This is a genomic window from Halalkalibacterium halodurans (genome assembly GCF_005671335.1).
GTDB classification, from domain to species: domain Bacteria; phylum Bacillota; class Bacilli; order Bacillales; family Bacillaceae_D; genus Halalkalibacterium; species Halalkalibacterium halodurans.
This window is the reverse complement of the sequence record NZ_CP040441.1, coordinates 688576-712360: the sequence shown is the minus strand read 5'-3', so window position 1 is coordinate 712360 and position 23785 is coordinate 688576. Positions and strand designations below refer to the sequence as shown.

Here is a 23785-nt window from a genome sequence, read left to right as displayed (position 1 = left end):
AATTTCACCTTCTTTGGAAGATTGGGAATCATTGAAAAAGGGCAGCTACCTGCCCCTTTATTCGTTTGTTAAGCCGAGACGCTCAAAGATCGTGTCCACATGTTTTAAATGGTGGTTGTAGTCAAAGCATGCTTCTATTTCTTCAGGTGATAAAACAGACGTAATCCGTTCCTCTTGCTCAACCAATTCACGGAACTGAATGCCTTTTTCCCACGCTTCCATTGCCTTCGGTTGGACAAGATCGTATGCTTCTTCCCGTACCATCCCTTTGTCAATCAAAGAAAGCAACACTCTTTGCGAGTAGATAAGACCATACGTACGTGTCATATTACGCTTCATGTTTTCAGGGAATACGGTTAAGTTTTTCACGATGTTTCCGAATCGGTTTAACATGTAATTAATAGCAATCGTCGCATCTGGTAAAATGATCCGTTCAGCAGAGGAATGGGAAATGTCCCGCTCATGCCAAAGGGGAACATTTTCATAGGCCGCAAGCATATGGCCGCGGACGACACGGGCGATCCCTGTCATATTTTCAGATCCAATCGGATTGCGCTTGTGTGGCATAGCCGATGACCCCTTTTGTCCCTTCGCAAAATATTCCTCTACTTCTCTCGTTTCAGATTTTTGCAACCCGCGAATTTCAACAGCGAACTTCTCAATCGAAGTGGCGATAAGGGCCAACGTCGCCATATATTCTGCATGGCGATCCCGTTGAAGTGTTTGCGTTGAAATTGGAGCCCGCTCAAGACCTAGCTTTTCGCAAACATACTGCTCTACAAATGGATCAATGTTTGCGTACGTTCCGACCGCTCCTGAAAGCTTACCAACACGAACGCCTTCTGCTGCAAGACGAAAACGCTCAAGGTTGCGCTTCATTTCTTCATACCAGAGAGCGAGCTTTAACCCGAATGTAGTAGGCTCTGCGTGAACGCCATGTGTCCGTCCCATCATTACCGTATACTTGTGCTCTAATGCCTTCTCTTTTAAAATGTCAAGAAATCTGACAAGATCGGCCTCAATAATTTCATTTGCTTGCTTCAGCAAGTAGGATAGCGCTGTATCTACGACATCTGTTGACGTTAACCCATAATGAACCCATTTTCTCTCTTCTCCTAGCGTTTCGGATACTGCACGGGTGAACGCCACCACATCGTGGCGAGTTTCCTGCTCAATTTCCAAAATTCGCTCCACATCAAAGCTGGCATGTTCGCGGATTTTCTTTACGTCCTCTTTCGGAATCTCTCCAAGCTCCGCCCATGCTTCACAGGCAACAATCTCTACTTCTAGCCATGCCTGATAGCGATTTTCTTCTGTCCAAATTGCTCCCATCTCAGGACGAGTATACCGTTCAATCATTGATTTACAGCCTCCACTCCGAATTTGTCGTTTCTACGAGCCTATTTTAGCACAAGCCTTTTCTTGGATCTGTCCTACCCGGTCAATGGCTCTGTTCAGATCATCAGCAAGGACGGTGATATGCCCCATTTTTCTTTTTTCTTTGGCTTCCGCCTTTCCATAAAGGTGGAGTTTCGCATCCTTCATCTCACTGATTTCATTTAAGACACCAGGTAAGTGCTCTCCTAATAAATTCCCCATCACAACTGGTTTATACAGTCCTACATGACCTAGAGGCCAACCACAGATGGCACGAACGTGCTGTTCAAACTGTGATGTTTCGCAGGCTTCAATCGTGTAGTGTCCCGAATTGTGCGGGCGCGGGGCAAGTTCGTTAATATAAATGTCCCCACTCGTTGTGACGAACATTTCCACGGCGAGCGTACCGATTAAATTTAGCCCTTCCGCTAAGCGAATCGCAAGCTGCTCGGCTTTATCTCTCAGATCATCCCCAATCCTTGCTGGAACAATCGACTGGTGAAGAATATTCGCCTCGTGAATGTTTTCCGCTACCGGGAATGTTTTCGTGTCATTTCGCTCGTTTCGGGCGACGATCACAGAGATTTCTTTGTCAAATGGTACCCAAGCCTCCAACACGAGTTCCCCAGCTAGCTTCAATTCATCGTAGGCGCTTTTGAGCTCATCGACCGTACGAACAACCCGTTGGCCTTTGCCATCATAGCCACCCCGGCACGTTTTTAACACGGCTGGAAAGCCAATCGTTTGTGCCAGTTCGATAAAATCAGGCGCTTCGTTTACATATTTGTACAGTGCGACAGGTAAACCGAGAGTAGTTATGGTCTCTTTTTCGACCGCCCGATGCTGAGTGACTCGCAACAAGTTCGCCCCTTGCGGTAAGCAGCCTTTTTGTTCAATATAATTGGCTACGTCTAAGTTCACATTTTCAAACTCATATGTGACCACATCTGATACACTGACGAGTTTTTTCGCAGCTTCCATGTCATCGTACGCGGCTTCAATCACCACATCAGCCACTTGGGCACATGGCCCATCTGGATTAGGGTCCAGCACGGCGATGCGATAGCCCATCGCTCGAGCTGCTAGCGCCATCATCCGTCCTAGCTGACCGCCACCAAGGATACCAATCGTCTTTCCAGGTTCAATGATCGTCATAGCGATTCACTACTTTCCAGCACAGCTTGTTCCACTTTTTCACGGCGCAGGCGAACTCGCTCAGCCACTTGATGATCAAAGGCACCGATCATTTGCGCCGCCAGTAGCCCCGCGTTTGTGGCTCCAGCTTTTCCAATCGCAACGGTCGCAACCGGAACACCGCCCGGCATTTGTACGATTGAAAGTAATGAGTCAAGCCCGTTCAGTGCCTTTGATTGAACCGGCACCCCAATGACAGGAACGACCGTTTTGGCCGCTACCATCCCTGGAAGATGAGCAGCTCCTCCAGCACCTGCGATAATCACCTTCAACCCGCGTTCCTGTGCGGTTTCTGCATATTGAAACATTAAATCAGGTGTACGGTGGGCTGACACGACTTTTTTTTCGTACGGTACCTCTAATTCTTCGAGTATTTCACATGCGTGCTGCATCGTCTCCCAATCGGATGTACTTCCCATGATGACGCCAACGACTGGCTCCATGACTAACCCTCCTGTATTCTCCCTTGAAATAAAAATAGCGCAGGACAAGCGAATTCCTTAGAGAAAGATCGCTCATTCCGCGCTTTTTGAACATAAAAAAGAACGCAACCTACTAACTTGGTCGGCACGCCTTTATTCAAAAGCAGAAGATCCAAAATCTTTCCCCATAGTCCGCCGATTTACGGTCAGCAGGTAGAAACTTTTGGGCCATATTCCCAAGATTATATGAGGTACTTTATATAAAGAACGTTTTTCGTAATTTAACTCAATGTACGTTAATCTTACAGGCAAATGCTTATCTTGTCAACAAAACTCGAACAATATTTGTTTTCTATATATCAATGTTCGTTTTTACTTCAATTGCCCTTCAAAAACAATTTGCTGGCGGACAGGGACGTACTCCTTCTTGCCACCTATGCTTTTCTCCTCAAAAACGGGCTTTTCCATTCGTCTAATAGGTACATATCCCGCCTTTTCCATTCGCGCCAAGCATTCGGCAATCGTTTCATGCTCACCGACTTCAAATCGCTGCTTCTTCTTTTTTGTCATCGTTACCTCCGAATCCCTTTGACCCAAAATCCGCCAAAGAATGTTTTCGGCTCATGGGAAATAATAAATGCTTTTGGATCCAGCTTTTTAATCGTGGCATACAAGTCAGCTTCCGATTTACGAGAGGTGAGGATCTCCATCATGAGCCGCTCTCCTTCCCGCCCATAGGCAACCCAGTTTGTCACTCCGTAGCCTTTATCACGCAACGTATTCGGAATGTCCGGCTCATACTCCTTCGTAATCACATTGACCGTAATATAACCGAGGGCTAGCTTCTCTTCCACCTTCATCCCAGTGATTACACCGATTCCATAGCCGACCGCATACGCGATTAAATTTTCAATACGATCCAAGTTGTCCAGCACAAGGCTTAATCCAAGTACGTAAACAATAATCTCAATCATACTAACAGTAGCCGCTAGATAACGTTGATTTTTTAAGGTGAAAATCATTCGCACTGTAAAAAGGGTGACATACACGACATTGATAATGAGAATAATCAAGATCATCGTCAGCGCATGCTCCATGAAAAAAGAAACCATCCCGCATCCCTCATTTTCATTAGAAAATCTTGTCCTCTTGCGTAAGCTTACGTTTTACTTTCCTTAACGTACGGCTTGCCGATCGGGCAAGAAATTCAAAATTCTCGTAAAGGATAGCACGTTTCCCTTTCGTTTGAAAAGAGAAACATGCGAGATTCCCTCTTCAAAAAATGACTTTTTTTGCTAAAGTTGAAAAAGAGATAGCATCGGTACAGTTAAAAAGCAAAACATCAGAAACAAGGTATGGTGAGGTGGACATCTATGAGGAGTTAATCGCCAAAATCGAGTGGTAGGATGAAAAGAGGATGACCAAGAAAAACAAGGTTATCCTCTTTATTCATCCAACTTCGGGGTGAATCGGGCTTTTCCTTCGAAAACAGCTTCATAGTTCGTTGCTGCTTGTAATGCTTCTTCTTCCGTATGGATTCGTATGTAAAGCACAATGGCATTAAGTAGGGAAAATAGAAACGCTGTCACATAAGCTTTAAAGAATAGAGGGAGCATAGCAATCTCAATAATGACGACCGCATAATTCGGATGCTTGATGTAACGATACGGACCACTTGCGATCACATTCGCATCGGGTAGAATCATGATTCTTGTGTTCCAAAATCGACCGAGTGAGGATAACGCCCATAGCCGTAAGATTTGCGCAAAAAGAAACCATACAAAGGGAATCGCCGACCAAAGATCGAATGCGACACCTTTAATCGTCACCTCCGTTATTAACGACACAAAAAAGAAGCCATGAAGCAGTACTAAATATTTGTAATGTGTCTGTCCAACCTCATATCCCCCTTTTGACCGGATCCATTTAGCATTTTGATTCGCTAATCCCACTTCCACCAGCCGTTGCACAATGACTAAGCTAATGAATGCATACACCCATATCATCAATGAACCGCCTCCCATTGCATAAGCACTAATTCAGAGCAGAACCCTGGCCCTAGTGCTGCCATTAATCCATATTGTCCAGGATCTCTCGTATCCTTCATAAATTTTTCAAGAACGTACAATACCGTAGGGGATGACATGTTACCATGATGGCGTAAAATGTCACGGGAATACTCCGTCATCTCGTCTGAAAAGGACAGCGCTTCTTCATAAGCTTCCAACACCTTTCGTCCTCCTGGGTGGGCGATAAAAGCCTCAATTTGTTCCAAGGACAGTCGATACGTCTCCAAAAAGCGCTCCACATTAGGCCTGAGCCAGTGGCGAATAATGTTCGGAATATCTCGGGAAAACACGACATGGAGGCCTGTATCCTTCACATCCCAGCCCATCACTTGTTCCGAATCTGGCATGAGTGTAGAAGAGGAGCCTAGGATTAATGGCCGCGTTGGCATTTTCATCCGCCCAAGAACGTCAGATTCATCGCCGCTCACTAGGGCACACGCAACACCATCAGAAAAAAGGGATGCTCCAATTAAATTGCTTTTCGTCCGATCTTGGCGTTGAAACGTGAGACTGCAAAGCTCGACACAAACGACGAGTACATTCGCTCGCGGAAACGCGCGGCAATATTCATAGGCCCGGCTCATCCCAGCAGCTCCACCGGCACAACCGAGTCCCCACATTGGGACCCGTTTCGTATGAGGAGAGAATGGTAGCTCATTCATCATTCTTGCTTCAATGCTTGGGGTAGCCATCCCAGAGCTCGACACAAAGACAATCGTATCGATTTCCTCCTCCGCTACTGGCTTTTTCAAAAAAACGTTCGATTGGAGACACTGACGAACGACCTCTACACTAAACATCGTTGCCAGCTTTATGTAGGTATCATTTTTTTCTTGTAGAGAATGATCCTGACGAAACCAATCGAGAGGAACAGCAAACTGTCGCTCTTCGATTTGCCCGTTCGAAAATGATTTTAATAAGCGCTCAATGTCACGAAAATCTTCTTGAAACAGCTCCTTCGCAAATTCAGTCGTTGTCTCTTGTTTCAATAAATAAGGGGGCGGATAGCTGCTCACCGATACAATCGACGCCATTTTTGGTCACCTACCTCTGAGGTACATCATACCGGTTATGATTTCCAAAATGAGGCACATCATGCAAAAAACGCATGACTTTTTGTCATGCGTTTGCTAGCTTTTTGCTAAATGCCTTTTTCCAAGCATCTGCTAATTCCGGTAATTGACTCATTCGTCTAAGCTGCTCTTTATTGATGTCCTTTGGATAATACAATTGGTTGACCTCTAGAACAGTCGGGTGACCCTCGACACGATCGACGAGAGAAAAGGTATCCCCTACACGCACATCTCCTTCTTCAAGAACACGTAAGTAATAACCACTCCATCCCGTTTCTTGAATCCATAACGGAAATTTTGTCACCCCATGCTTTACATTTAACTTAAAGCACGGCATGCGCGGCTGGCTCACTTGTACGAGAGCCTCTCCCACCCGGAATGTGTCACCAATATGAGCTTGCTCTTCCGTCAGCGCGATAACTGTCAAATTCTCACCGAATGCAGCAGGCCCCAAGCTTCCACCGAGCTTATCCCCCCAATAAGAATAATGATCAAGCGGATAGACGCAAACAGCTTTATCTACACCGCCGTGATTGATCAAATCGGCCTGCTGATCTCCTTCGACGCCTGTTTTCATAAGTTTGACGGGACCCGTAACCGGCTCCTTAAAGATGCTTGTGGTGACTTCCTTCCCTTTGTAATCAACGGTTTTTGGCAACCCCACCTGAATGGACTGGATCGAGTATGTCATCGGTATTCTCAGACTCCTGTCTATCGTTCTTTTGTCCAGAATACCAACTCTCGCCTTTTTCTTCAATTATTTTCTTTAATTTCACCTTCGTTCGCTTAAAGGCAGGCATGCGTGATGTTGGATCAAGCTCTGGTGCGACAACATGGTTAATCGATACAGAACCAGCCCAATGGAACGGCACGAACACAGTATCTTCGCGAATTCCTTCTGACTGCCTTGCTTTTAATTTTGCCTCGCCATAAGGAGAACGAACCATTACCCAATCCTCATCTTGAATTTGATAAGAAGAGGCTGTTTCTGGATGGAGAAGAACGAATGGTTCGGGCTCTTTGGACAATAACGCATCGCTCCGCCTCGTTTGTGTACCCGACAAGTATTGAGTAAGAACACGTCCCGTTGTGAGCAATATGGGGTACTCATCGTTTTCCGAATCGACTGGGCAGTGCACAGAACCAAACTGCGCCCGTCCATCCTCTGTATAAAAGCGCTCTTCGAACAACCGGCCCGTTCCTTCATGCTCTTTTGTAGGACATGGCCAAAGGACACCTTCCCCTTTGATTTTCTCATAGGAGAGTCCGCTGTAATCCGCTTTTCCCCCTTTAGAGGCCAGGCAAAGCTCATTGAAAATCTCCTTAGGGGAGGAAAATTGAAAGCCATGAGAGCGGTCTAACGCCTCGGCTAATTCACAGAGAATTTGCCAGTCATGCTTCGCTTTTCCAAAAGGCGGTTTCGAACCTGGACGATGGACCACACGCCCTTCAAAGTTTGTCATCGTACCTTCATCTTCTAAATAAGAGGTTGTCGGCAAAATGATATCTGCATACTCTGCTGTTTCTGAGATAAACATATCGACTACAACTAGTACATCCAATCGAGACAATGCTCGCTTCACTAAGTTTTCATGAGGACTTGAGAGGACTGGGTTAGACCCCATAATAAACATTCCGCGAACGTCCTGCTGGTCAATCTTTTGAAACAATTCAAACGCAGAAACGCCTTTTCGCGGGATATCCTTTTCCTCGACATTCCATACCGACGCAATATAGGCTCGATCTTCAGGCGATTCGATGGAACGATACCCTGGAAGCTGATCCGCTTTTTGCCCATGCTCTCGACCACCTTGCCCATTTCCTTGACCCGTTACAGCACCATAGCCACAAGCATAGCGACCGATCTTCCCAGTCGCCAATAAAATGTGGAGGAATTGTCTGACATCAGCGGTTCCAGTTGCTTGCTGTTCTACCCCGCGTGCCGTAAAGATCATGCCTGTTTGTGCTTCGCCAAAACGAATCGCTGCTTCACGAATTTGCTCCTCTGGAACGCCTGCTGCAAGAGCAAGCTCCGCCAATGCTATCTCTTGCAGCTCCGACTCCACTTGTTCAAATCCATTCGTTCGTGCTTCAATAAACGTACGATCGATCAGTTCCTCCTCGATCAATACTTTCAACATCCCCGCAGCAATCGCCCCATCGGTGCCGGGCTTTGGTTTCAAATGCAAGTTTGCGATTTTCGTTGTCCCCGTTTCCCGAGGATCGAGAACGATAATAAACGCTCCGTTCTTTTTCGCTCGACGGAGATACGGCATTAGTGTAGGTTGGCATTCTGCAAGATTTGTCCCTGCTAACACGATGCACTCGGCATCCTCGACTTCCCGCAGTTCATTTGTGAGGCCGCGATCCACACCAAACGTCAAATTGGCAGCCGCGGCCGCTGAGCTCATGCAGTAACGTCCATTGTAATCAATGTAACGTGTCCCTAAGGCTAATCTAGCAAACTTCCCTAATAGGTAGGCTTCTTCATTCGTAAGAGAGCCTCCGCCAAAGACACCTACAGCATCTTGTCCATAGCTTTTTTGCAGACGCTTGAATCGTTCTGCGATAAGCCCAAGGGCTACCTCCCAAGATGTTTCCACAAACGCACCGCCTGTCTTGACCAACGGCTGGCGAATGCGTTCACGATGAACCGTATGTTGATGGGCATGAACTCCCTTAATACAAAGCCTACCTTCAGATGTAGGGTCCTGTTTATTTGGGATTGCTTTAAAGCGGCTCGTCGCCACTAGCTTTTCCTCAGTTAGTGTCATAGAGCATTGGACACTGCAAAACGGACACCTTGTATCGTACCTAGCTTCCTTCCCTTGTTGTTTTTGTTTTTCACGGAAAAACTGAATCATCTCTTCCAACGCAAGACGCCCCTTTTTCAATCAGGTTTACATATGCACGTATACCTTCCCATCAGTCACTGTCGTCTTGAAAGTCGTTACACAGCCTTCATCCGGATATTGAACCATTCCGTCCTGTAACGATATTTTCCAATCATGAAGTGGGCAAAAAACATGTTCTCCTGATACAATTCCTTCCGCAAGTGGTCCCCCTTTGTGAGGGCACTTGTTTTGAATGGCTTTGATTTGTCCACTCTCTAATTTAAACACGGCCATTTTCACGCCATCAATCGAGATATCTCTCCCTAACTTCACTGGGAAATCGTCTACATTACCAATAAAATACGTTTTTGTTGATGCTTGAACGTTCATCTTTTGACCCCCTTATTCACTAGTGACTACCGCTACTTTTTCCTCAAACAACGTTTCTTTCAAAGAAGGATCGTTGTTAATTTCCTCCCACGGATCTGTAAGCACAGATAAAGCCTCATCCATCCGCTCGTTGAGTACTTTACGGTTTTCTGGATGCTCAAGGAGAGTTTCTTTAATATAATCCAGTCCCACTCGCTCAACCCAATGAGACGTACGCTCTAAATAGCGAGCTTCTTCGCGATATAATTGTAGGAAAGCGCCGATGATTTCAAGTACTTCTTCACTTGTTTTCACACGGCACATCAGATCGCCGAGACGAAGACTGGCACCACCATTACCACCAACATAAATTTCCCAAGCTCCTTCAACGCCGACAATGCCTACATCTTTGATTCCAGATTCTGCACAGTTTCGCGGACATGCTGATACGGCCATTTTCACTTTATGAGGTGTATTCAACCGCTCGAATTTTTTCTCGATCGCAATCCCGAGACCGATGGAATCCTGCGTGCCAAAGCGGCAGAAATCTTCACCGACACACGTCTTGACTGTACGAAGTGCTTTCCCGTATGCATAGCCAGAAGGCATATCGAGCTCTTTCCAGACGCTTGGAACGTCTTCTTTTTTCACACCGAGTAAGTCAATCCGTTGCCCCCCAGTAATCTTTAGGAGAGGGACGTTAAATTTTTCCGCTACATCCGCAATCCGTCTTAATTCATCAGGATTGGTAACGCCACCGTACATTCGCGGAACGACTGAGTACGTTCCATCTTTTTGGATATTGGCATGGAGGCGCTCATTGACAAACCGAGATTCACGCTCATCCTCGTGCTCAAGAGGATGTACCATCGCAAGGTAATAATTGATCGCCGGTCGGCACTTTGAACAGCCATGCTCTTCCTTCCAACCAAGTACATTCATCACTTCCCGTGTATGGGTGAGACCTTTTTCGCGAATCGCTGCAACGACTTCTTCATGAGAAAGGTTTGTACAGCCACACATTGTTTCTTTTTCATTCGCCGTTTCTCCTAACTCTTCCGCGAGAAGGTCAGCGATCATCGGCTTACACGTTCCACATGAGCGACCTGCTGTCGTACATGCGCCTACATCGGCAACACTTGCACAGCCTTGGGTTTTGATCGCATCGATAATAGCACCCTTCGACACCCCGTTACAGCCGCATACTTGATCTTCGTTGCTTAACATGGAGACTGCCGAGACACCGTCATCCGCTGATCCTACATGAGAGCGTAGAAGCTGCATCGGTGACCCTTCAAAAGGTACCCCTTTTATAATTTGATTGAGGAGAATGGTGCTTTCGCTCGTATCCCCAACTAAAATCGAGCCGACAATTTTGTCTCCACGTGTGACGATCTTTTTATAGATCCCGGCAAACTCATCAAGCATGCTGACAGACTTGGCATCATCTTGCTCTTGGAATTCTCCAACTGAAAACACTTGTACTCCGGATACCTTTAACTTCGAGTATAAAACGGATCCTTCGTACTTCTCATCCTTGTTATCCATTAATGCATTGGCCAAAATTTTCCCTTGCTCCCATAATGGAGCTACAAGACCGTATACCATCCCGCGATGCTCGGCACATTCTCCGACAGCATAGACATCTGGATCGCTCGTTTGCATGTAGTCATCTACGACAATTCCGCGATTAACCTCAATCCCACTAGCAGACGCAACTTCATGGTTCGGACGAATCCCAACGGCCATGACAACAAGGTCTGCCCTTGTTTCCGTACCATCCTTAAATTTGACACGTTCAACGCGGCCTTTTCCAATGATAGCCTCTGTCTGTTTTTCTAACAAAAACTTCATTCCTTGATTTTCTAGCTCTGTGCGTAAAATGTTTGCAGCGGTTCGGTCAAGTTGGCGCTCCATTAAATAATCAAAAATATGAACGACTTCTACTTCCATCCCTAGGTTTAGCAACCCTCTTGCTGCTTCAATCCCTAGCAACCCACCACCGATGACAACCGCCTTTTTATAATTTTTAGCCGTTTCGATCATCGTTTCACAGTCTTCAATGTTTCGAAAGGCAATGACCCCTTCTAAATCACTTCCTGGTAGTGGAAGCATAAAAGGGTGGGAGCCAGTTGCCAAAATTACTTTATCATAAGCAATTTTTTGTCCTTTATCTGTCAAAACAACTTTCTTTTTACGATCTAATTTTGTTACTTTCTCAGAACGGTATAACGTCACATCGTTTTCGCGATACCAATCCAATGAGTTTAGCTCAATGTCCTCCATGTTCGCTTCACTTGCGAGAACAGACGAAAGGAGAATTCGGTTATAGTTTACGTGGGGCTCTTCTCCAACTACTGTTACTTCATACCGTTCGTGTCCGCCTCTTTCAAAAAGTTCTTCGACGGTTCGAATTCCTGCCATCCCGTTTCCGACAACTACTAACTTTTCTTTCATACAGCGTCTCCCCCTTTTAATCCTGTTTGTTATAACACTTTCTTTTGTACGACCACGGATTCTTCCGCCTCGCTAACTTCTGCTTCTTGGACAGCCTGTTCATCAACTGAAGATAGAGCGTATTCGCTAGCGAATGAATTCTCCGGTTCCTCTAGCCAGAAGTAACATATGACAAAGCTTGCAAGGGCTCCTCCAGCTAGGATGAAGAAAAACTGCTGTGGTGTGACGAACGTGTATAACGTTAAGTAAATCGTCGCCCCTACATTTCCGTAAGCTCCAGCCATTCCAGCAACCTGACCGGTCATTCTCTTTTTAATCATTGGAATGACAGCGAATGTAGCTCCCTCAGCACCTTGAATAAAGACCGATGTAAACACGGTGATTAAGATGGCGACCACTAGTGGCCAGTTTGAATCCATGAATCCCATTCCAACTAGGCCAATCGTAATACCTGCCATATAGACGAGCATGATGTTTCGGCGACTGCCCATCCGATCTGAAAGTATTCCGCCTAACGGTCTAGCAAACAAGTTAATAAAGGCAAACGATGAAGCAATTAACCCTGCTTGGCCGGGGGTTAAAGAAAATGTTAACTGAAAGAACATCGGTAACATGGAGATAATCGCTAACTCCGCACCAAAGTTCGCAAAGTAGGTACTGTTTAGTGCTGCCACATTTTTAAATGAGTACCGATCATCTTCAGGGATCCCTTTTTTGAGTAATGGAACATTGACTTTTAAAATTGTGTAGACCTGATAAACAAGGGCAACAGCTAATACGAGATAGATAGTGTATAGAATGGTTTCAGAAAGGAAGCCCATCCCTTCTAATCTCCAAGCCAATACCCCTAGAGCTGCGTGCAATGGTATCGTCCAAACAATGAGCCAAATCAAGTCTTTCCAGCTACTCACTTCCATTGCACCTGTACGTTTAGCTCGAACAAAAGTTTTTCCCTCTGGAGTGTCCCGCACGAACAGATAGTAAATCACTCCATAGATCAAACAGACAACGCCGGTAAATGCCATTGCGTAGCGCCAACCTTCTGGTCCACCGAACATAGTAATCGCAAACCAAGGTAACACCATAGCCGCTACAGCTGAACCGAAGTTTCCCCAACCGCCATAAATACCTTCCGCAAATCCGACATCTTTCGGTGGAAACCACTCTGCCACCATTCGAATCCCTACGACAAAACTTGCACCAATGCTACTTAACAACAGTCGTGAAATCATTAATTGGGTCCACGTATCACCAAATGCGAACATAAACGCTGGGATTGCCATTAAAACTAACAAACTAGAGTAGACAATTCTTGGCCCAAACCTGTCTAACAGCATCCCAATAATTAATCTGGCTGGAATCGTCAACGCAACGTTAATAATGGCTAAAGCCGCTATGTGCTCACGCGTTAGCCAATCCATTGATTCCATCATTGTCGTCGCTAACGGAGCCATATTAAACCAAGTAAAAAAAGAGATGAAGAATGCGATCCACGTAAGGTGCAATATTTTTATTCGCTCATTTCGAAAGCGAAAAATTTCAACCAGACTCATTGCGCGCCCCCCTTTACTTTTCGATGTCATTTTGTCATAAAAATCTGATTATTATAATTAGTTTGGGAGGATATCTTACAGACTTTTTCAATACAGGGTTATCATTGAAAACGGTTACTACATTGCAGTAACAGCATTCACTCTTCAAATGAGTTAGAAGAGTTTTCGACAATAAATTAGCTCGTGTTTGAATGCTTTAATAAAGGGAAATGATAGTTGAAAATTTACGAAATCCGCAGCAAGTTGGATTAGAATGGGAATATTAAATAAGTAGAAATTAGTAGTATATAACTATATGGCCTTTAATCGGATCGGACTTTTCGCTCTTTTTTAATAATAAAACACAGTTCATATTCCGATTAAAGATCTTATTCACGCTCTTCAGCACACCTTTTTCCTTTGATGACCGGCGCGCTTTTTTGTCAGCTACGCTCGTTCCTCCTGTCACGTATGTTGATATACGCTCAGTCCGTCTCTCCCTTGCTTCCGCAAATCTCTTGGTCCTCCTTGTAGAAACGATTTTACTTTTTGACAATCGAGTAGGAGGGGGTGACGAACCCCCGACCTCTCACACCACCGTACGTACGGTTCCGTATACGGCGGTTTCACTTAAGTCCAACGTCTTGTTTGATACCTCTCGGCTAGACTCATGAGACCTTGTCCTTTCCAGTATTCACTGTTCAGGGCATAATCCATGATCGGGCTGTGAGCGACTCTCCAGTAGCCTTTTCGACTGTTCGCCCACTGCCAAGCCTTCGCCTTCTTGATCCCCAATCTGACTAGATTCTTTTGTCTAGCGGAAGGGGTTTTCCACTCTTTCCATCGAATCATCCTTAATCTTCTTCTGATCCATGCATCGATTTGGGCGAGGATACTTGGTGTGTCCACCAATTGATAATACCCAAGCCAACCTGTGAGGTAGCGATTCAGTCTGCGTAACCGATCAGACATCTTCATGGAGTGTCTTCGGCTCGTCAGTTCTCGAATCCGTTGTTTGAGTCGTTTGACACTTTCCTTGTTGAAGGAAACGATCCATCACCGTGGGGATCCCTAGTTTCCTTACGCCACCGTTCGGTTTCGGGATTTCGACTCGACGGACAGGCTTCGGGAAATAAGACCCTTCTATGATCTCATTTCGAATGGAAGTCCAGTTTTCATGAAGATGGAGGCGTAGGGATTTTACGTCCATTTCATCCACACCGTAACTTCCTTTATTCTTTTCCACTCGTTCGAGTGCTTGTATTAAGTTTTCACGGGATAGAATTCGTTCCAACATCGTATCAATCTCCTACGTGAATCATCGGTTCTTCTTATGTGACGCGCTCTCTCCACCCTCTCTTCGTGTCCCCAGCGAGATTCATCGCTTCCTCCACGAAGGAGGTTCTTCGTTTTCTGTTTCATCAAGATGCGTGTATGCGAAGGGATGATTCTCCTTACGTGATTCAGCCCTTCCCCTCTTGTCTAGACCAAGCGGGTACTATGGCTTCTGCTGACTTCTGACCGTTCAGCTTGCACTCTTATGCAAGGTTACGACATGCGTGTCGCGTATCAGTCAGATCTCCCAGGGTAAGTACACATTCTTCCCCTCCATGTCTCCTCTTCATTTACTCGGTAGACCCTTTGGCAGTCTGGACTTTGATTTGTTAGGCAATCTCATCCAAGTCTACCTAGCCTTATTATGAAGTTCGTGTTCCTAGGAGCGGAGGTTTGCCGCCGACTTCCTTCAGATTCTGGGTCACCCCAGACACCCTTGTCTTAAGCTAACTGTTACGACTGCCTTCACAGTTCGGGACTTGAACCCTAGAGAATATGCGCATGCCTGGCACACCCAAAAAAGCACAACCCGATTGGATTGTGCTTTACTGCTTGGCAGCGTCCTTGGGCTCCCCCTTTCTCTCCTACGGGGGTCTTTTACCACACCGTTTCGCTCTGTCGTTTCTCACGATGTTTACGAAGAGAATGGGGTCGTCTCGCAGGGGGGACATGACGCTTTTCTTTGGCGCCTTTTCATGGTGTGACCATCGGCTTTCCAGTGATGACTCTGCTCCTTCGGATCAACGCTCTTCAGCGCTCTTTTCTACTTCAGATGACCGGCGAGCTTTTTTGTCAGCTACGCTCGTTCCCTCCTGTCACGTATGTTAGTATACGCTCAGTCCGTCTCTCCCTTGCTTCCGCAAATCTCTTGGTCCTCCTTGTAGAAACAATTTTACTTTTTGACAATAAAAAAGCACAACCCGATTGGATTGTGCTTTATCGCTTGGCAGCGTCCTACTCTCGCAGGGGGAAGCCCCCAACTACCATCGGCGCTGAAGAGCTTAACGACCGTGTTCGGCATGGGAACGGGTGTGGCCTCTTCGCTATCGCCACCAAACCTTTCTACGTCAGATGATCGGCGAGCTTTTTTGTCAGCTACGCTTGTTCCTTCCTGTCACGTATGTTGATATACGCTCAGTTCGTCACTCGCTTGCTTCCGCAAATCTCTTAATCCTCTTTGTAGATAGTTACGGCTTCCGATCAACGTCGCATTTTGGTGTCATCTTCACTCCTCCAGATCCTCACGTACCGTGTGTACGCTCCGGTCTGTCGTCGCTCGATTCCTGCTCGTTTCTCGAAACCCTTTTCTTTGGAGAACAAGATTCTCTCAAAACTAGATAATGGGACGCTTCTCGAGTTCGAGACGTTGCTTTTGATTTGTTTTTGGATAAGTCCTCGACCGATTAGTATCTGTCAGCTTCACGTGTCGCCACGCTTCCACACCAGACCTATCAACCTCATCATCTCTAAGGGGTCTTACTGGATTTACTCCATGGGAAATCTCATCTTGAGGGGGGCTTCATGCTTAGATGCTTTCAGCACTTATCCCGTCCACACGTAGCTACCCAGCGATGCTCCTGGCGGAACAACTGGTACACCAGCGGTGTGTCCATCCCGGTCCTCTCGTACTAAGGACAGCTCCTCTCAAATTTCCTACGCCCGCGACGGATAGGGACCGAACTGTCTCACGACGTTCTGAACCCAGCTCGCGTACCGCTTTAATGGGCGAACAGCCCAACCCTTGGGACCTACTTCAGCCCCAGGATGCGATGAGCCGACATCGAGGTGCCAAACCTCCCCGTCGATGTGAACTCTTGGGGGAGATAAGCCTGTTATCCCCAGGGTAGCTTTTATCCGTTGAGCGACGGCCCTTCCATACGGCACCGCCGGATCACTAAGCCCGACTTTCGTCCCTGCTCGACTTGTAGGTCTCGCAGTCAAGCTCCCTTTTGCCTTTGCACTCTACGAATGATTTCCAACCATTCTGAGGGAACCTTTGGGCGCCTCCGTTACTGTTTAGGAGGCGACCGCCCCAGTCAAACTGCCCACCTGACACTGTCCCTGAACCGGATCACGGTTCGAGGTTAGAATGTCAATACCGTCAGGGTAGTATCCCACCAGCGCCTCCACCGAAGCTAGCGCTCCGGCTTCCAAGGCTCCTACCTATCCTGTACAAACGGTACCAACATCCAATATCAAGCTACAGTAAAGCTCCATGGGGTCTTTCCGTCCTGTCGCGGGTAACCTGCATCTTCACAGGTACTATAATTTCACCGGGTCTCTCGTTGAGACAGTATCCAAGTCGTTACACCATTCGTGCGGGTCGGAACTTACCCGACAAGGAATTTCGCTACCTTAGGACCGTTATAGTTACGGCCGCCGTTTACTGGGGCTTCAATTCAGAGCTTCTCCCGAAGGGATAACCCCTCCTCTTAACCTTCCAGCACCGGGCAGGTGTCAGCCCCTATACTTCGCCTTGCGGCTTCGCAGAGACCTGTGTTTTTGCTAAACAGTCGCTTGGATCTTTTCACTGCGGCTCTCTCGGGCTTGCACCCTATCAGAGCACCCCTTCTCCCGAAGTTACGGGGTCATTTTGCCGAGTTCCTTAACGAGAGTTCTCCCGAGCGTCTTAGAATTCTCTTCTCGCCTACCTGTGTCGGTTTGCGGTACGGGCACCTCTCACCTCGCTAGAGGCTTTTCTTGGCAGTGTAGGATCAGGAACTTCGGTACTATCATTTCCCTCGCCATCACAGCTCAGCCTTCACGGAAAGCGGATTTGCCTACTTTCCAGCCTAACTGCTTGGACGCGCATCTCCATCAGCGCGCTTACCCTACCTTTCTGCGTCCCCCCATTGCTCAAACGGTGAGGAGGTGGTACAGGAATTTCCACCTGTTGTCCATCGCCTACGCCTTTCGGCCTCGGCTTAGGTCCCGACTAACCCTGAGCGGACGAGCCTTCCTCAGGAAACCTTGGGCTTTCGACGGAGGGGATTCTCACCCCTCTTTTCGCTACTCATACCGGCATTCTCACTTCTACGCGCTCCACCAGTCCTCTCGGTCTGACTTCGCTGCACGTAGAACGCTCCCCTACCACTCGCACCAACGGTGCGAATCCATAGCTTCGGTGATACGTTTAGCCCCGGTACATTTTCGGCGCAGAGTCACTCGACCAGTGAGCTATTACGCACTCTTTAAATGGTGGCTGCTTCTAAGCCAACATCCTGGTTGTCTGGGCAACTCCACATCCTTTTCCACTTAACGTATACTTTGGGACCTTAGCTGATGGTCTGGGCTGTTTCCCTCTTGACTACGGATCTTAGCACTCGCAGTCTGACTCCCGAGGATAAGTCATTGGCATTCGGAGTTTGACTGAATTCGGTAATCCGGTGGGGACCCCTAGTCCAATCAGTGCTCTACCTCCAAGACTCTTCCCTCGAGGCTAGCCCTAAAGCTATTTCGGGGAGAACCAGCTATTTCCGAGTTCGATTGGCATTTCACCCCTACCCACACCTCATCCCCGCATTTTTCAACATGCGTGGGTTCGGGCCTCCATTCAGTGTTACCTGAACTTCACCCTGGACATGGGTAGATCACACGGTTTCGGGTCTACGACGGCGTACTATTTCGCCCTATTCAGACTCGCTTTCGCTGCGGCTCCGCTTTTTCAGCTTAACCTTGCACGACATCGTAACTCGCCGGTTCATTCTACAAAAGGCACGCTGTCACCCGTTAATGGGCTCCAACTAGTTGTAGGCACACGGTTTCAGGATCTTTTTCACTCCCCTTCCGGGGTGCTTTTCACCTTTCCCTCACGGTACTGGTTCACTATCGGTCACTAGGGAGTATTTAGCCTTGGGAGATGGTCCTCCCAGCTTCCGACGGGGTTTCACGTGTCCCGCCGTACTCAGGATCCACTCTGGAGGAAACGAAGTTTCGGCTACAGGGTTGTTACCTTCTGTGACGGACCTTTCCAGGTCGCTTCACCTACTTCGTTTCTTTCTGACTCCGTATAGAGTGTCCTACAACCCCAAGAGGCAAGCCTCTTGGTTTGGGCTGTTCCCGTTTCGCTCGCCGCTACTCAGGAAATCGCATTTGCTTTCTCTTCCTCTGGGTACTTAGATGTTTCAGTTCCCCAGGTCTGCCTCCTCATACCCTATAGATTCAGGTATGGGTACCATCCCATTACGGATGGTGGGTTCCCCCATTCGGATATCCCCGGATCAAAGCTTACTTACAGCTCCCCGAGGCGTTTCGCCGTTCGTCGCGTCCTTCTTCGGCTCCTAGTGCCAAGGCATCCACCGTGCGCCCTTTCTAACTTAACCAAATAACGTCAGATTCTCTTCGTATCTCTTTGTCAGCTTCGGGATTTTCGGTCATGTTGCCTACAGGATGTAGGTACCAGGCGTTGTGACACGATGTCACGCCCTTAGCGTGGTTCCTTTTCCTATACGCTCCATTCCTCAAACCCTTGCTTCCTCGATCTACTTGAGACTCTTTGTTATTCATCAAAAGCGTCATGGAATTCTTGACGTCTCGTTCGTGAGTATTCTCCCTACAGGATGTAGGTTAAATACCCGGTGAACTCGATTTGCGTCATATAAGCTTCCAATGAGCATCGCGCTCATCTTTCACTTACAATATCATTATCTAGTTTTCAAAGAACCATTTTGACGTGTTGTCAAAACTACAAGATGTTGTCACATCTGCAGCAATATGAATGGTGGAGCCTAGCGGGATCGAACCGCTGACCTCCTGCGTGCAAAGCAGGCGCTCTCCCAGCTGAGCTAAGGCCCCGAAAGCTGTTATGGTGGGCCTGAGTGGACTCGAACCACCGACCTCACGCTTATCAGGCGTGCGCTCTAACCAGCTGAGCTACAGGCCCATAACAAATTGACTGATTGATTAAAGATAACCAGCCATTGGTTTATTGATCATCTATACAAGATGACTTTTTTAAAATGTATTGAGAGTTTTGAGTTCTCTCAAAACTGAACATGGCGACTGACTTCAATCACATCATGATGGTCATCATCGCTATTTCTTCATGCAGCCATGCGCTGAGGAAGCTAGCTTCGTAGCTATACTCGCAGACGCAAGCGCAAAAGAAACAATCAGTTGTTTTGAAGGAACAATTCCTTCAAAACTGAACAAGGCTACTGATTTCAATCACATCATGCAACACTTGCCAGTCTGTGCTTCATGCTGCCTTGCGACGAGTAATCGCAGGAGCAAAAGCATTTTAATTGAGAGCTTTGAGTTCTCTCAAAACTGAACAAAAGCTTCAAGCGTCCCTCCGCAGATGAAACTGCGAATGGTCGACTAGAGTTAAAAACTCCGTAGAAAGGAGGTGATCCAGCCGCACCTTCCGATACGGCTACCTTGTTACGACTTCACCCCAATCATCTGTCCCACCTTAGGCGGCTGGCTCCAAAAGGTTACCCCACCGACTTCGGGTGTTACAAACTCTCGTGGTGTGACGGGCGGTGTGTACAAGGCCCGGGAACGTATTCACCGCGGCATGCTGATCCGCGATTACTAGCAATTCCGGCTTCATGCAGGCGAGTTGCAGCCTGCAATCCGAACTGAGAATGGCTTTCTGGGATTGGCTTCACCTCGCGGCTTCGCAACCCTTTGTACCATCCATTGTAGCACGTGTGTAGCCCAGGTCATAAGGGGCATGATGATTTGACGTCATCCCCACCTTCCTCCGGTTTGTCACCGGCAGTCACCTTAGAGTGCCCAACTGAATGCTGGCAACTAAGGTCAAGGGTTGCGCTCGTTGCGGGACTTAACCCAACATCTCACGACACGAGCTGACGACAACCATGCACCACCTGTCACTTTGTCCCCCGAAGGGGAAAGCCCTATCTCTAGGGTGGTCAAAGGATGTCAAGACCTGGTAAGGTTCTTCGCGTTGCTTCGAATTAAACCACATGCTCCACTGCTTGTGCGGGCCCCCGTCAATTCCTTTGAGTTTCAACCTTGCGGTCGTACTCCCCAGGCGGAGTGCTTAATGTGTTAACTTCGGCACTAAGGGCATCGAAACCCCTAACACCTAGCACTCATCGTTTACGGCGTGGACTACCAGGGTATCTAATCCTGTTTGCTCCCCACGCTTTCGCGCCTCAGCGTCAGTTACAGACCAGAGAGTCGCCTTCGCCACTGGTGTTCCTCCACATCTCTACGCATTTCACCGCTACACGTGGAATTCCACTCTCCTCTTCTGTACTCAAGTCTCCCAGTTTCCAATGACCCTCCCCGGTTGAGCCGGGGGCTTTCACATCAGACTTAAGAGACCGCCTGCGCGCGCTTTACGCCCAATAATTCCGGACAACGCTTGCCACCTACGTATTACCGCGGCTGCTGGCACGTAGTTAGCCGTGGCTTTCTCGTTAGGTACCGTCAAGGTGCCGCCCTTTCGAACGGCACTTGTTCTTCCCTAACAACAGAGTTTTACGATCCGAAAACCTTCATCACTCACGCGGCGTTGCTCCGTCAGACTTTCGTCCATTGCGGAAGATTCCCTACTGCTGCCTCCCGTAGGAGTCTGGGCCGTGTCTCAGTCCCAGTGTGGCCGATCACCCTCTCAGGTCGGCTACGCATCGTCGCCTTGGTGAGCCGTTACCTCACCAACTAGCTAATGCGCCGCGGGCCCATCTGTAAGTGATAGCCGAAACCATCTTTCAAAAAAGAACCATGCAGTTCTTTTTATTATCCGGTATTAGCACCGATTTCTCGATGTTATCCCAGTCTTACAGGCAGGTTGCCCACGTGTTACTCACCCGTTCGCCGCTAACCTCCAGGAGCAAGCTCCCTTTGGTCCGCTCGACTTGCATGTATTAGGCACGCCGCCAGCGTTCGTCCTGAGCCAGGATCAAACTCTCCATAAAAGTTTGATAAAGCTCATGTTTCACAGGATGTTGTTTCCTGTGACACTTCATAAATGAAGTAAATTGACGAGATACCTTGTATCTCTTTATTTCGCTTGGCTTTTGTTCAGTTTTCAAAGAACTTTAGTTTTTTTAGCGACAAAATCTATTATATCAAAATAACTAATTTCGCGCAATAACTTTTTTTATCAGGTTTTAAGTGATTCGCTGTGTATCTCAACAACGACATTTAATAATTTAACACATTCCGAGCAATTGTGCAACTGTTTTTTTAATGATAAACTCGCTACCTTTCAATGTTCGAAACGCTAAATCTCCTTACAATAATCGATAATATATCATGAACATCCATTCTTCGCAATACTTTTTTAAAGCTAGTAAACAGCAGTCCATTTTAAAAACGTGTCGCAATTACGCAAAAAAAGAGCCACCTCAAACTAGACGCAAAATATGCGATCGTTTCGAAGCGGCTATCTATCAGTTTATTTTAATCATGAAAATTTGTTCCATCCGTCGTTTCTTTGATGATTCCAGCTCGGATGACAAAATCTCCAAAATGCTCCCCTTCTTTACGCTCTTTCGCATAACGTGGGAGAATTTCGCGAAGTTCTTTTAAAATTTCTTCTTCTCCAATATTTTCACGGTACATTTTACTTAGACGGCTGCCATCAAAAGCAGCTCCAAGGTACATATTGTACTTACCCGGCGCTTTTCCAATAAAGCCAATTTCGCCTAGCGCATGGCGGGCACAGCCGTTCGGGCACCCTGTCATACGGATCGTAATCTCTTCATTCTTCAGGCCGTTTTCTTCGATGATTTCGTCAATTTTGTCGATTAGCTTCGGCAAATACCGCTCTGCTTCCGCCATTGCCAGTCCGCATGTCGGAAGCGCAACACAGGCAATCGAGCTGCGACGGAGTGCTGTATAATGCTTACCGTCCGTCAGACCGTACTGCTCGATTAGCTCATTGATCTTTTTCTTCTTCTGGCTAGTAACATTAGCAATAATCAAGTTTTGGTTGGACGTGAGGCGAATATCACCAGTATGGATTTTCGCGATCTCGCGCAAGCCGGTCATTAATTTGTAATCTGCATAATCAGTGACACGACCGCCCTCCACAAATAATGTAAAGTGCCATCTTCCTTTCACACCTTTGACCCAGCCATAGCGGTCGCCGTTATGATCGAAATGATACGGCTTCGCCTCATCAAGGCTCCAGCCAAGGCGGTTTTCCAGCTCATTCTTGACGGTCTCTAAACCGAGACGGTCTACCGTATACTTGAAACGGGCATTTTTTCGGACCGAGCGATTACCGTAATCACGCTGAATCGTAATAATTTTTTCCGCGACATCGTATATTTGTTCAGGTTTACAGAAGCCAATCACTTTAGCGAGCTGCGGGTATGTCGTTTTATCCCCGTGCGTCATCCCCATACCGCCGCCAATCGCCACATTGAAACCGACAAGCTTGTCATCTTCCACAATCGCGATAAAGCCGAGATCTTGAGAAAAGACGTCAATGTCATTGGATGGTGGAACTGCAATACCAATTTTGAATTTCCGAGGAAGATAAAGCGGTCCGTACATCGGTTCAACTTCTTCTGCTTCTGGCGTGCCTGCCACTTTTTCTTCATCAAGCCAAATTTCATGGTACGCGCGTGTACGCGGAAGCAAATCATCACTCAATTTCTTTGACCATTCATATACTTCCTGATGGATCTCCGATTGATACGGATTTGAGGTACACATGACATTTCGGTTCACATCACCACATGCCGCGATTGTATCCAACAAAGCTGAGTGGATGGCCTGAATCGTTTTTTTCATGTTCCACTTTAAAATGCCATGCAATTGAAACGTTTCTCTTGTTGTTAGCTTCATAGTGCCATTTCCATATTTCTGAGCAAGTTCATCCATGACAAGCCACTGTTCAGGCGTTGCCACTCCGCCCGGCATCCGAACACGCAACATGAACTGGTACGCCGGTTCGAGCTTTTGTTTTTGCCGCTCATTGCGAAGGTCTCGGTCATCTTGCAAATAACTACCGTGATGTTTCATCAACCGGTTATCATCATCGGATATTCCAGCACTAATCGGCTCGAGCATTGATTCCTTCAGCGTGCCGCGCAAATAATTACTTTCTTCTTTTATGCGCTCTACATCACTCGGTGGACCTTCTGGTGCTTTTAATCTTTCGTTCCCCATGTTGTAAAAAAACTCCTTTCAATCAAA

The 23785-nt window shown here is 47.1% G+C and carries 13 protein-coding genes, 2 tRNA genes, 3 rRNA genes, 1 pseudogene and 1 riboswitch; all 19 genes and pseudogenes read right to left on the bottom strand.

Going from position 1 to position 23785, the window contains the following annotated elements; translation table 11 throughout:
• Positions 1-57: 57 nt before the first annotated feature.
• Positions 58-1359, bottom strand: coding sequence for an adenylosuccinate lyase (gene purB, locus FED51_RS03505; RefSeq protein ID WP_053432406.1), 1302 nt, complete (start codon positions 1357-1359; stop codon positions 58-60).
• Between the two features lie 33 nt (positions 1360-1392).
• Positions 1393-2532: a 5-(carboxyamino)imidazole ribonucleotide synthase gene (gene purK, locus FED51_RS03500; RefSeq protein ID WP_010896800.1), complete on the bottom strand. Its 1140-nt coding sequence runs from the start codon at positions 2530-2532 to the stop codon at positions 1393-1395.
• A complete protein-coding gene (gene purE, locus FED51_RS03495) occupies positions 2529-3014 on the bottom strand; it encodes a 5-(carboxyamino)imidazole ribonucleotide mutase (protein ID WP_010896799.1) in 486 nt (161 codons plus the stop codon). The genes purK and purE overlap by 4 nt, the downstream gene beginning before the upstream one ends.
• Before the next feature lie 147 nt (positions 3015-3161).
• A riboswitch (purine riboswitch) is annotated at positions 3162-3263 on the bottom strand.
• Positions 3264-3365: 102 nt separating this feature from the next.
• Entirely contained in the window at positions 3366-3563 is a 198-nt protein-coding gene (locus FED51_RS03490; RefSeq protein ID WP_010896798.1) for an NETI motif-containing protein, read from the bottom strand.
• A 2-nt stretch (positions 3564-3565) separates the two neighbouring features.
• Positions 3566-4105 (bottom strand): DUF2179 domain-containing protein, encoded by a 540-nt coding sequence (locus tag FED51_RS03485; RefSeq protein ID WP_010896797.1) that lies wholly within the window; start codon positions 4103-4105, stop codon positions 3566-3568.
• A 333-nt stretch (positions 4106-4438) separates the two neighbouring features.
• On the bottom strand, positions 4439-4999 hold the full coding sequence (locus tag FED51_RS03480) for an isoprenylcysteine carboxyl methyltransferase family protein (RefSeq protein WP_053432405.1): 561 nt from the start codon (positions 4997-4999) through the stop codon (positions 4439-4441).
• Positions 4999-6096: a type III polyketide synthase gene (locus FED51_RS03475; protein WP_010896793.1), complete on the bottom strand. Its 1098-nt coding sequence runs from the start codon at positions 6094-6096 to the stop codon at positions 4999-5001. The genes FED51_RS03480 and FED51_RS03475 overlap by 1 nt, the downstream gene beginning before the upstream one ends.
• 85 nt (positions 6097-6181) lie before the next feature.
• Entirely contained in the window at positions 6182-6826 is a 645-nt protein-coding gene (locus tag FED51_RS03470) for an MOSC domain-containing protein (RefSeq protein ID WP_138090279.1), read from the bottom strand.
• Positions 6777-8999 carry an assimilatory nitrate reductase catalytic subunit NasC gene (gene nasC, locus FED51_RS03465; protein WP_233443903.1) on the bottom strand — a complete coding sequence of 741 codons (2223 nt, stop codon included), beginning with the start codon at positions 8997-8999 and terminating at the stop codon, positions 6777-6779. Before nasC ends, FED51_RS03470 begins: the two co-directional genes overlap by 50 nt.
• 36 nt (positions 9000-9035) lie before the next feature.
• On the bottom strand, positions 9036-9359 hold the full coding sequence (gene nirD, locus FED51_RS03460; protein ID WP_053432403.1) for a nitrite reductase small subunit NirD: 324 nt from the start codon (positions 9357-9359) through the stop codon (positions 9036-9038).
• A 12-nt stretch (positions 9360-9371) separates the two neighbouring features.
• Positions 9372-11795 carry a nitrite reductase large subunit NirB gene (gene nirB, locus FED51_RS03455; protein ID WP_053432402.1) on the bottom strand — a complete coding sequence of 808 codons (2424 nt, stop codon included), beginning with the start codon at positions 11793-11795 and terminating at the stop codon, positions 9372-9374.
• Between the two features lie 29 nt (positions 11796-11824).
• The gene (locus FED51_RS03450) at positions 11825-13348 is read right to left on the bottom strand and encodes a NarK family nitrate/nitrite MFS transporter (RefSeq protein WP_053432401.1); all 1524 of its coding nucleotides are present in this window, start codon (positions 13346-13348) and stop codon (positions 11825-11827) included.
• A 609-nt stretch (positions 13349-13957) separates the two neighbouring features.
• Positions 13958-14624, bottom strand: a pseudogene (locus FED51_RS03445) (group II intron maturase-specific domain-containing protein).
• 979 nt (positions 14625-15603) lie between these two features.
• A 5S ribosomal RNA gene (gene rrf, locus FED51_RS03435) occupies positions 15604-15719 on the bottom strand.
• 326 nt (positions 15720-16045) lie between these two features.
• Positions 16046-18984, bottom strand: a 23S ribosomal RNA gene (locus FED51_RS03430).
• A 396-nt stretch (positions 18985-19380) separates the two neighbouring features.
• A tRNA-Ala gene (locus tag FED51_RS03425) sits at positions 19381-19456 on the bottom strand.
• Positions 19457-19467: 11 nt separating this feature from the next.
• Positions 19468-19544: transfer RNA gene (locus FED51_RS03420), tRNA-Ile, on the bottom strand.
• A 458-nt stretch (positions 19545-20002) separates the two neighbouring features.
• Positions 20003-21552, bottom strand: a 16S ribosomal RNA gene (locus FED51_RS03415).
• Together the 16S, 23S and 5S rRNA genes with 2 tRNA genes alongside form the textbook arrangement of a ribosomal RNA operon.
• A 487-nt stretch (positions 21553-22039) precedes the next feature.
• Positions 22040-23758 carry an assimilatory sulfite reductase (NADPH) hemoprotein subunit gene (cysI, locus tag FED51_RS03410; protein ID WP_053432241.1) on the bottom strand — a complete coding sequence of 573 codons (1719 nt, stop codon included), beginning with the start codon at positions 23756-23758 and terminating at the stop codon, positions 22040-22042.
• Positions 23759-23785: the final 27 nt, after the last annotated feature.

Bases quoted from the DNA above. Each gene is read 5' to 3' on its own strand.
- purB (WP_053432406.1), bottom strand. From the start codon at position 1,359: ATGATTGAACGGTATACTCGTCCTGAGATGGGAGCAATTTGGACAGAA.
- purK (WP_010896800.1), bottom strand. From the start codon at position 2,532: ATGACGATCATTGAACCTGGAAAGACGATTGGTATCCTTGGTGGCGGT.
- purE (WP_010896799.1), bottom strand. From the start codon at position 3,014: ATGGAGCCAGTCGTTGGCGTCATCATGGGAAGTACATCCGATTGGGAG.
- FED51_RS03490 (WP_010896798.1), bottom strand. From the start codon at position 3,563: ATGACAAAAAAGAAGAAGCAGCGATTTGAAGTCGGTGAGCATGAAACG.
- FED51_RS03485 (WP_010896797.1), bottom strand. From the start codon at position 4,105: ATGGTTTCTTTTTTCATGGAGCATGCGCTGACGATGATCTTGATTATT.
- FED51_RS03480 (WP_053432405.1), bottom strand. From the start codon at position 4,999: ATGATATGGGTGTATGCATTCATTAGCTTAGTCATTGTGCAACGGCTG.
- FED51_RS03475 (WP_010896793.1), bottom strand. From the start codon at position 6,096: ATGGCGTCGATTGTATCGGTGAGCAGCTATCCGCCCCCTTATTTATTG.
- FED51_RS03470 (WP_138090279.1), bottom strand. From the start codon at position 6,826: ATGACATACTCGATCCAGTCCATTCAGGTGGGGTTGCCAAAAACCGTT.
- nasC (WP_233443903.1), bottom strand. From the start codon at position 8,999: ATGATTCAGTTTTTCCGTGAAAAACAAAAACAACAAGGGAAGGAAGCT.
- nirD (WP_053432403.1), bottom strand. From the start codon at position 9,359: ATGAACGTTCAAGCATCAACAAAAACGTATTTTATTGGTAATGTAGAC.
- nirB (WP_053432402.1), bottom strand. From the start codon at position 11,795: ATGAAAGAAAAGTTAGTAGTTGTCGGAAACGGGATGGCAGGAATTCGA.
- FED51_RS03450 (WP_053432401.1), bottom strand. From the start codon at position 13,348: ATGAGTCTGGTTGAAATTTTTCGCTTTCGAAATGAGCGAATAAAAATA.
- cysI (WP_053432241.1), bottom strand. From the start codon at position 23,758: ATGGGGAACGAAAGATTAAAAGCACCAGAAGGTCCACCGAGTGATGTA.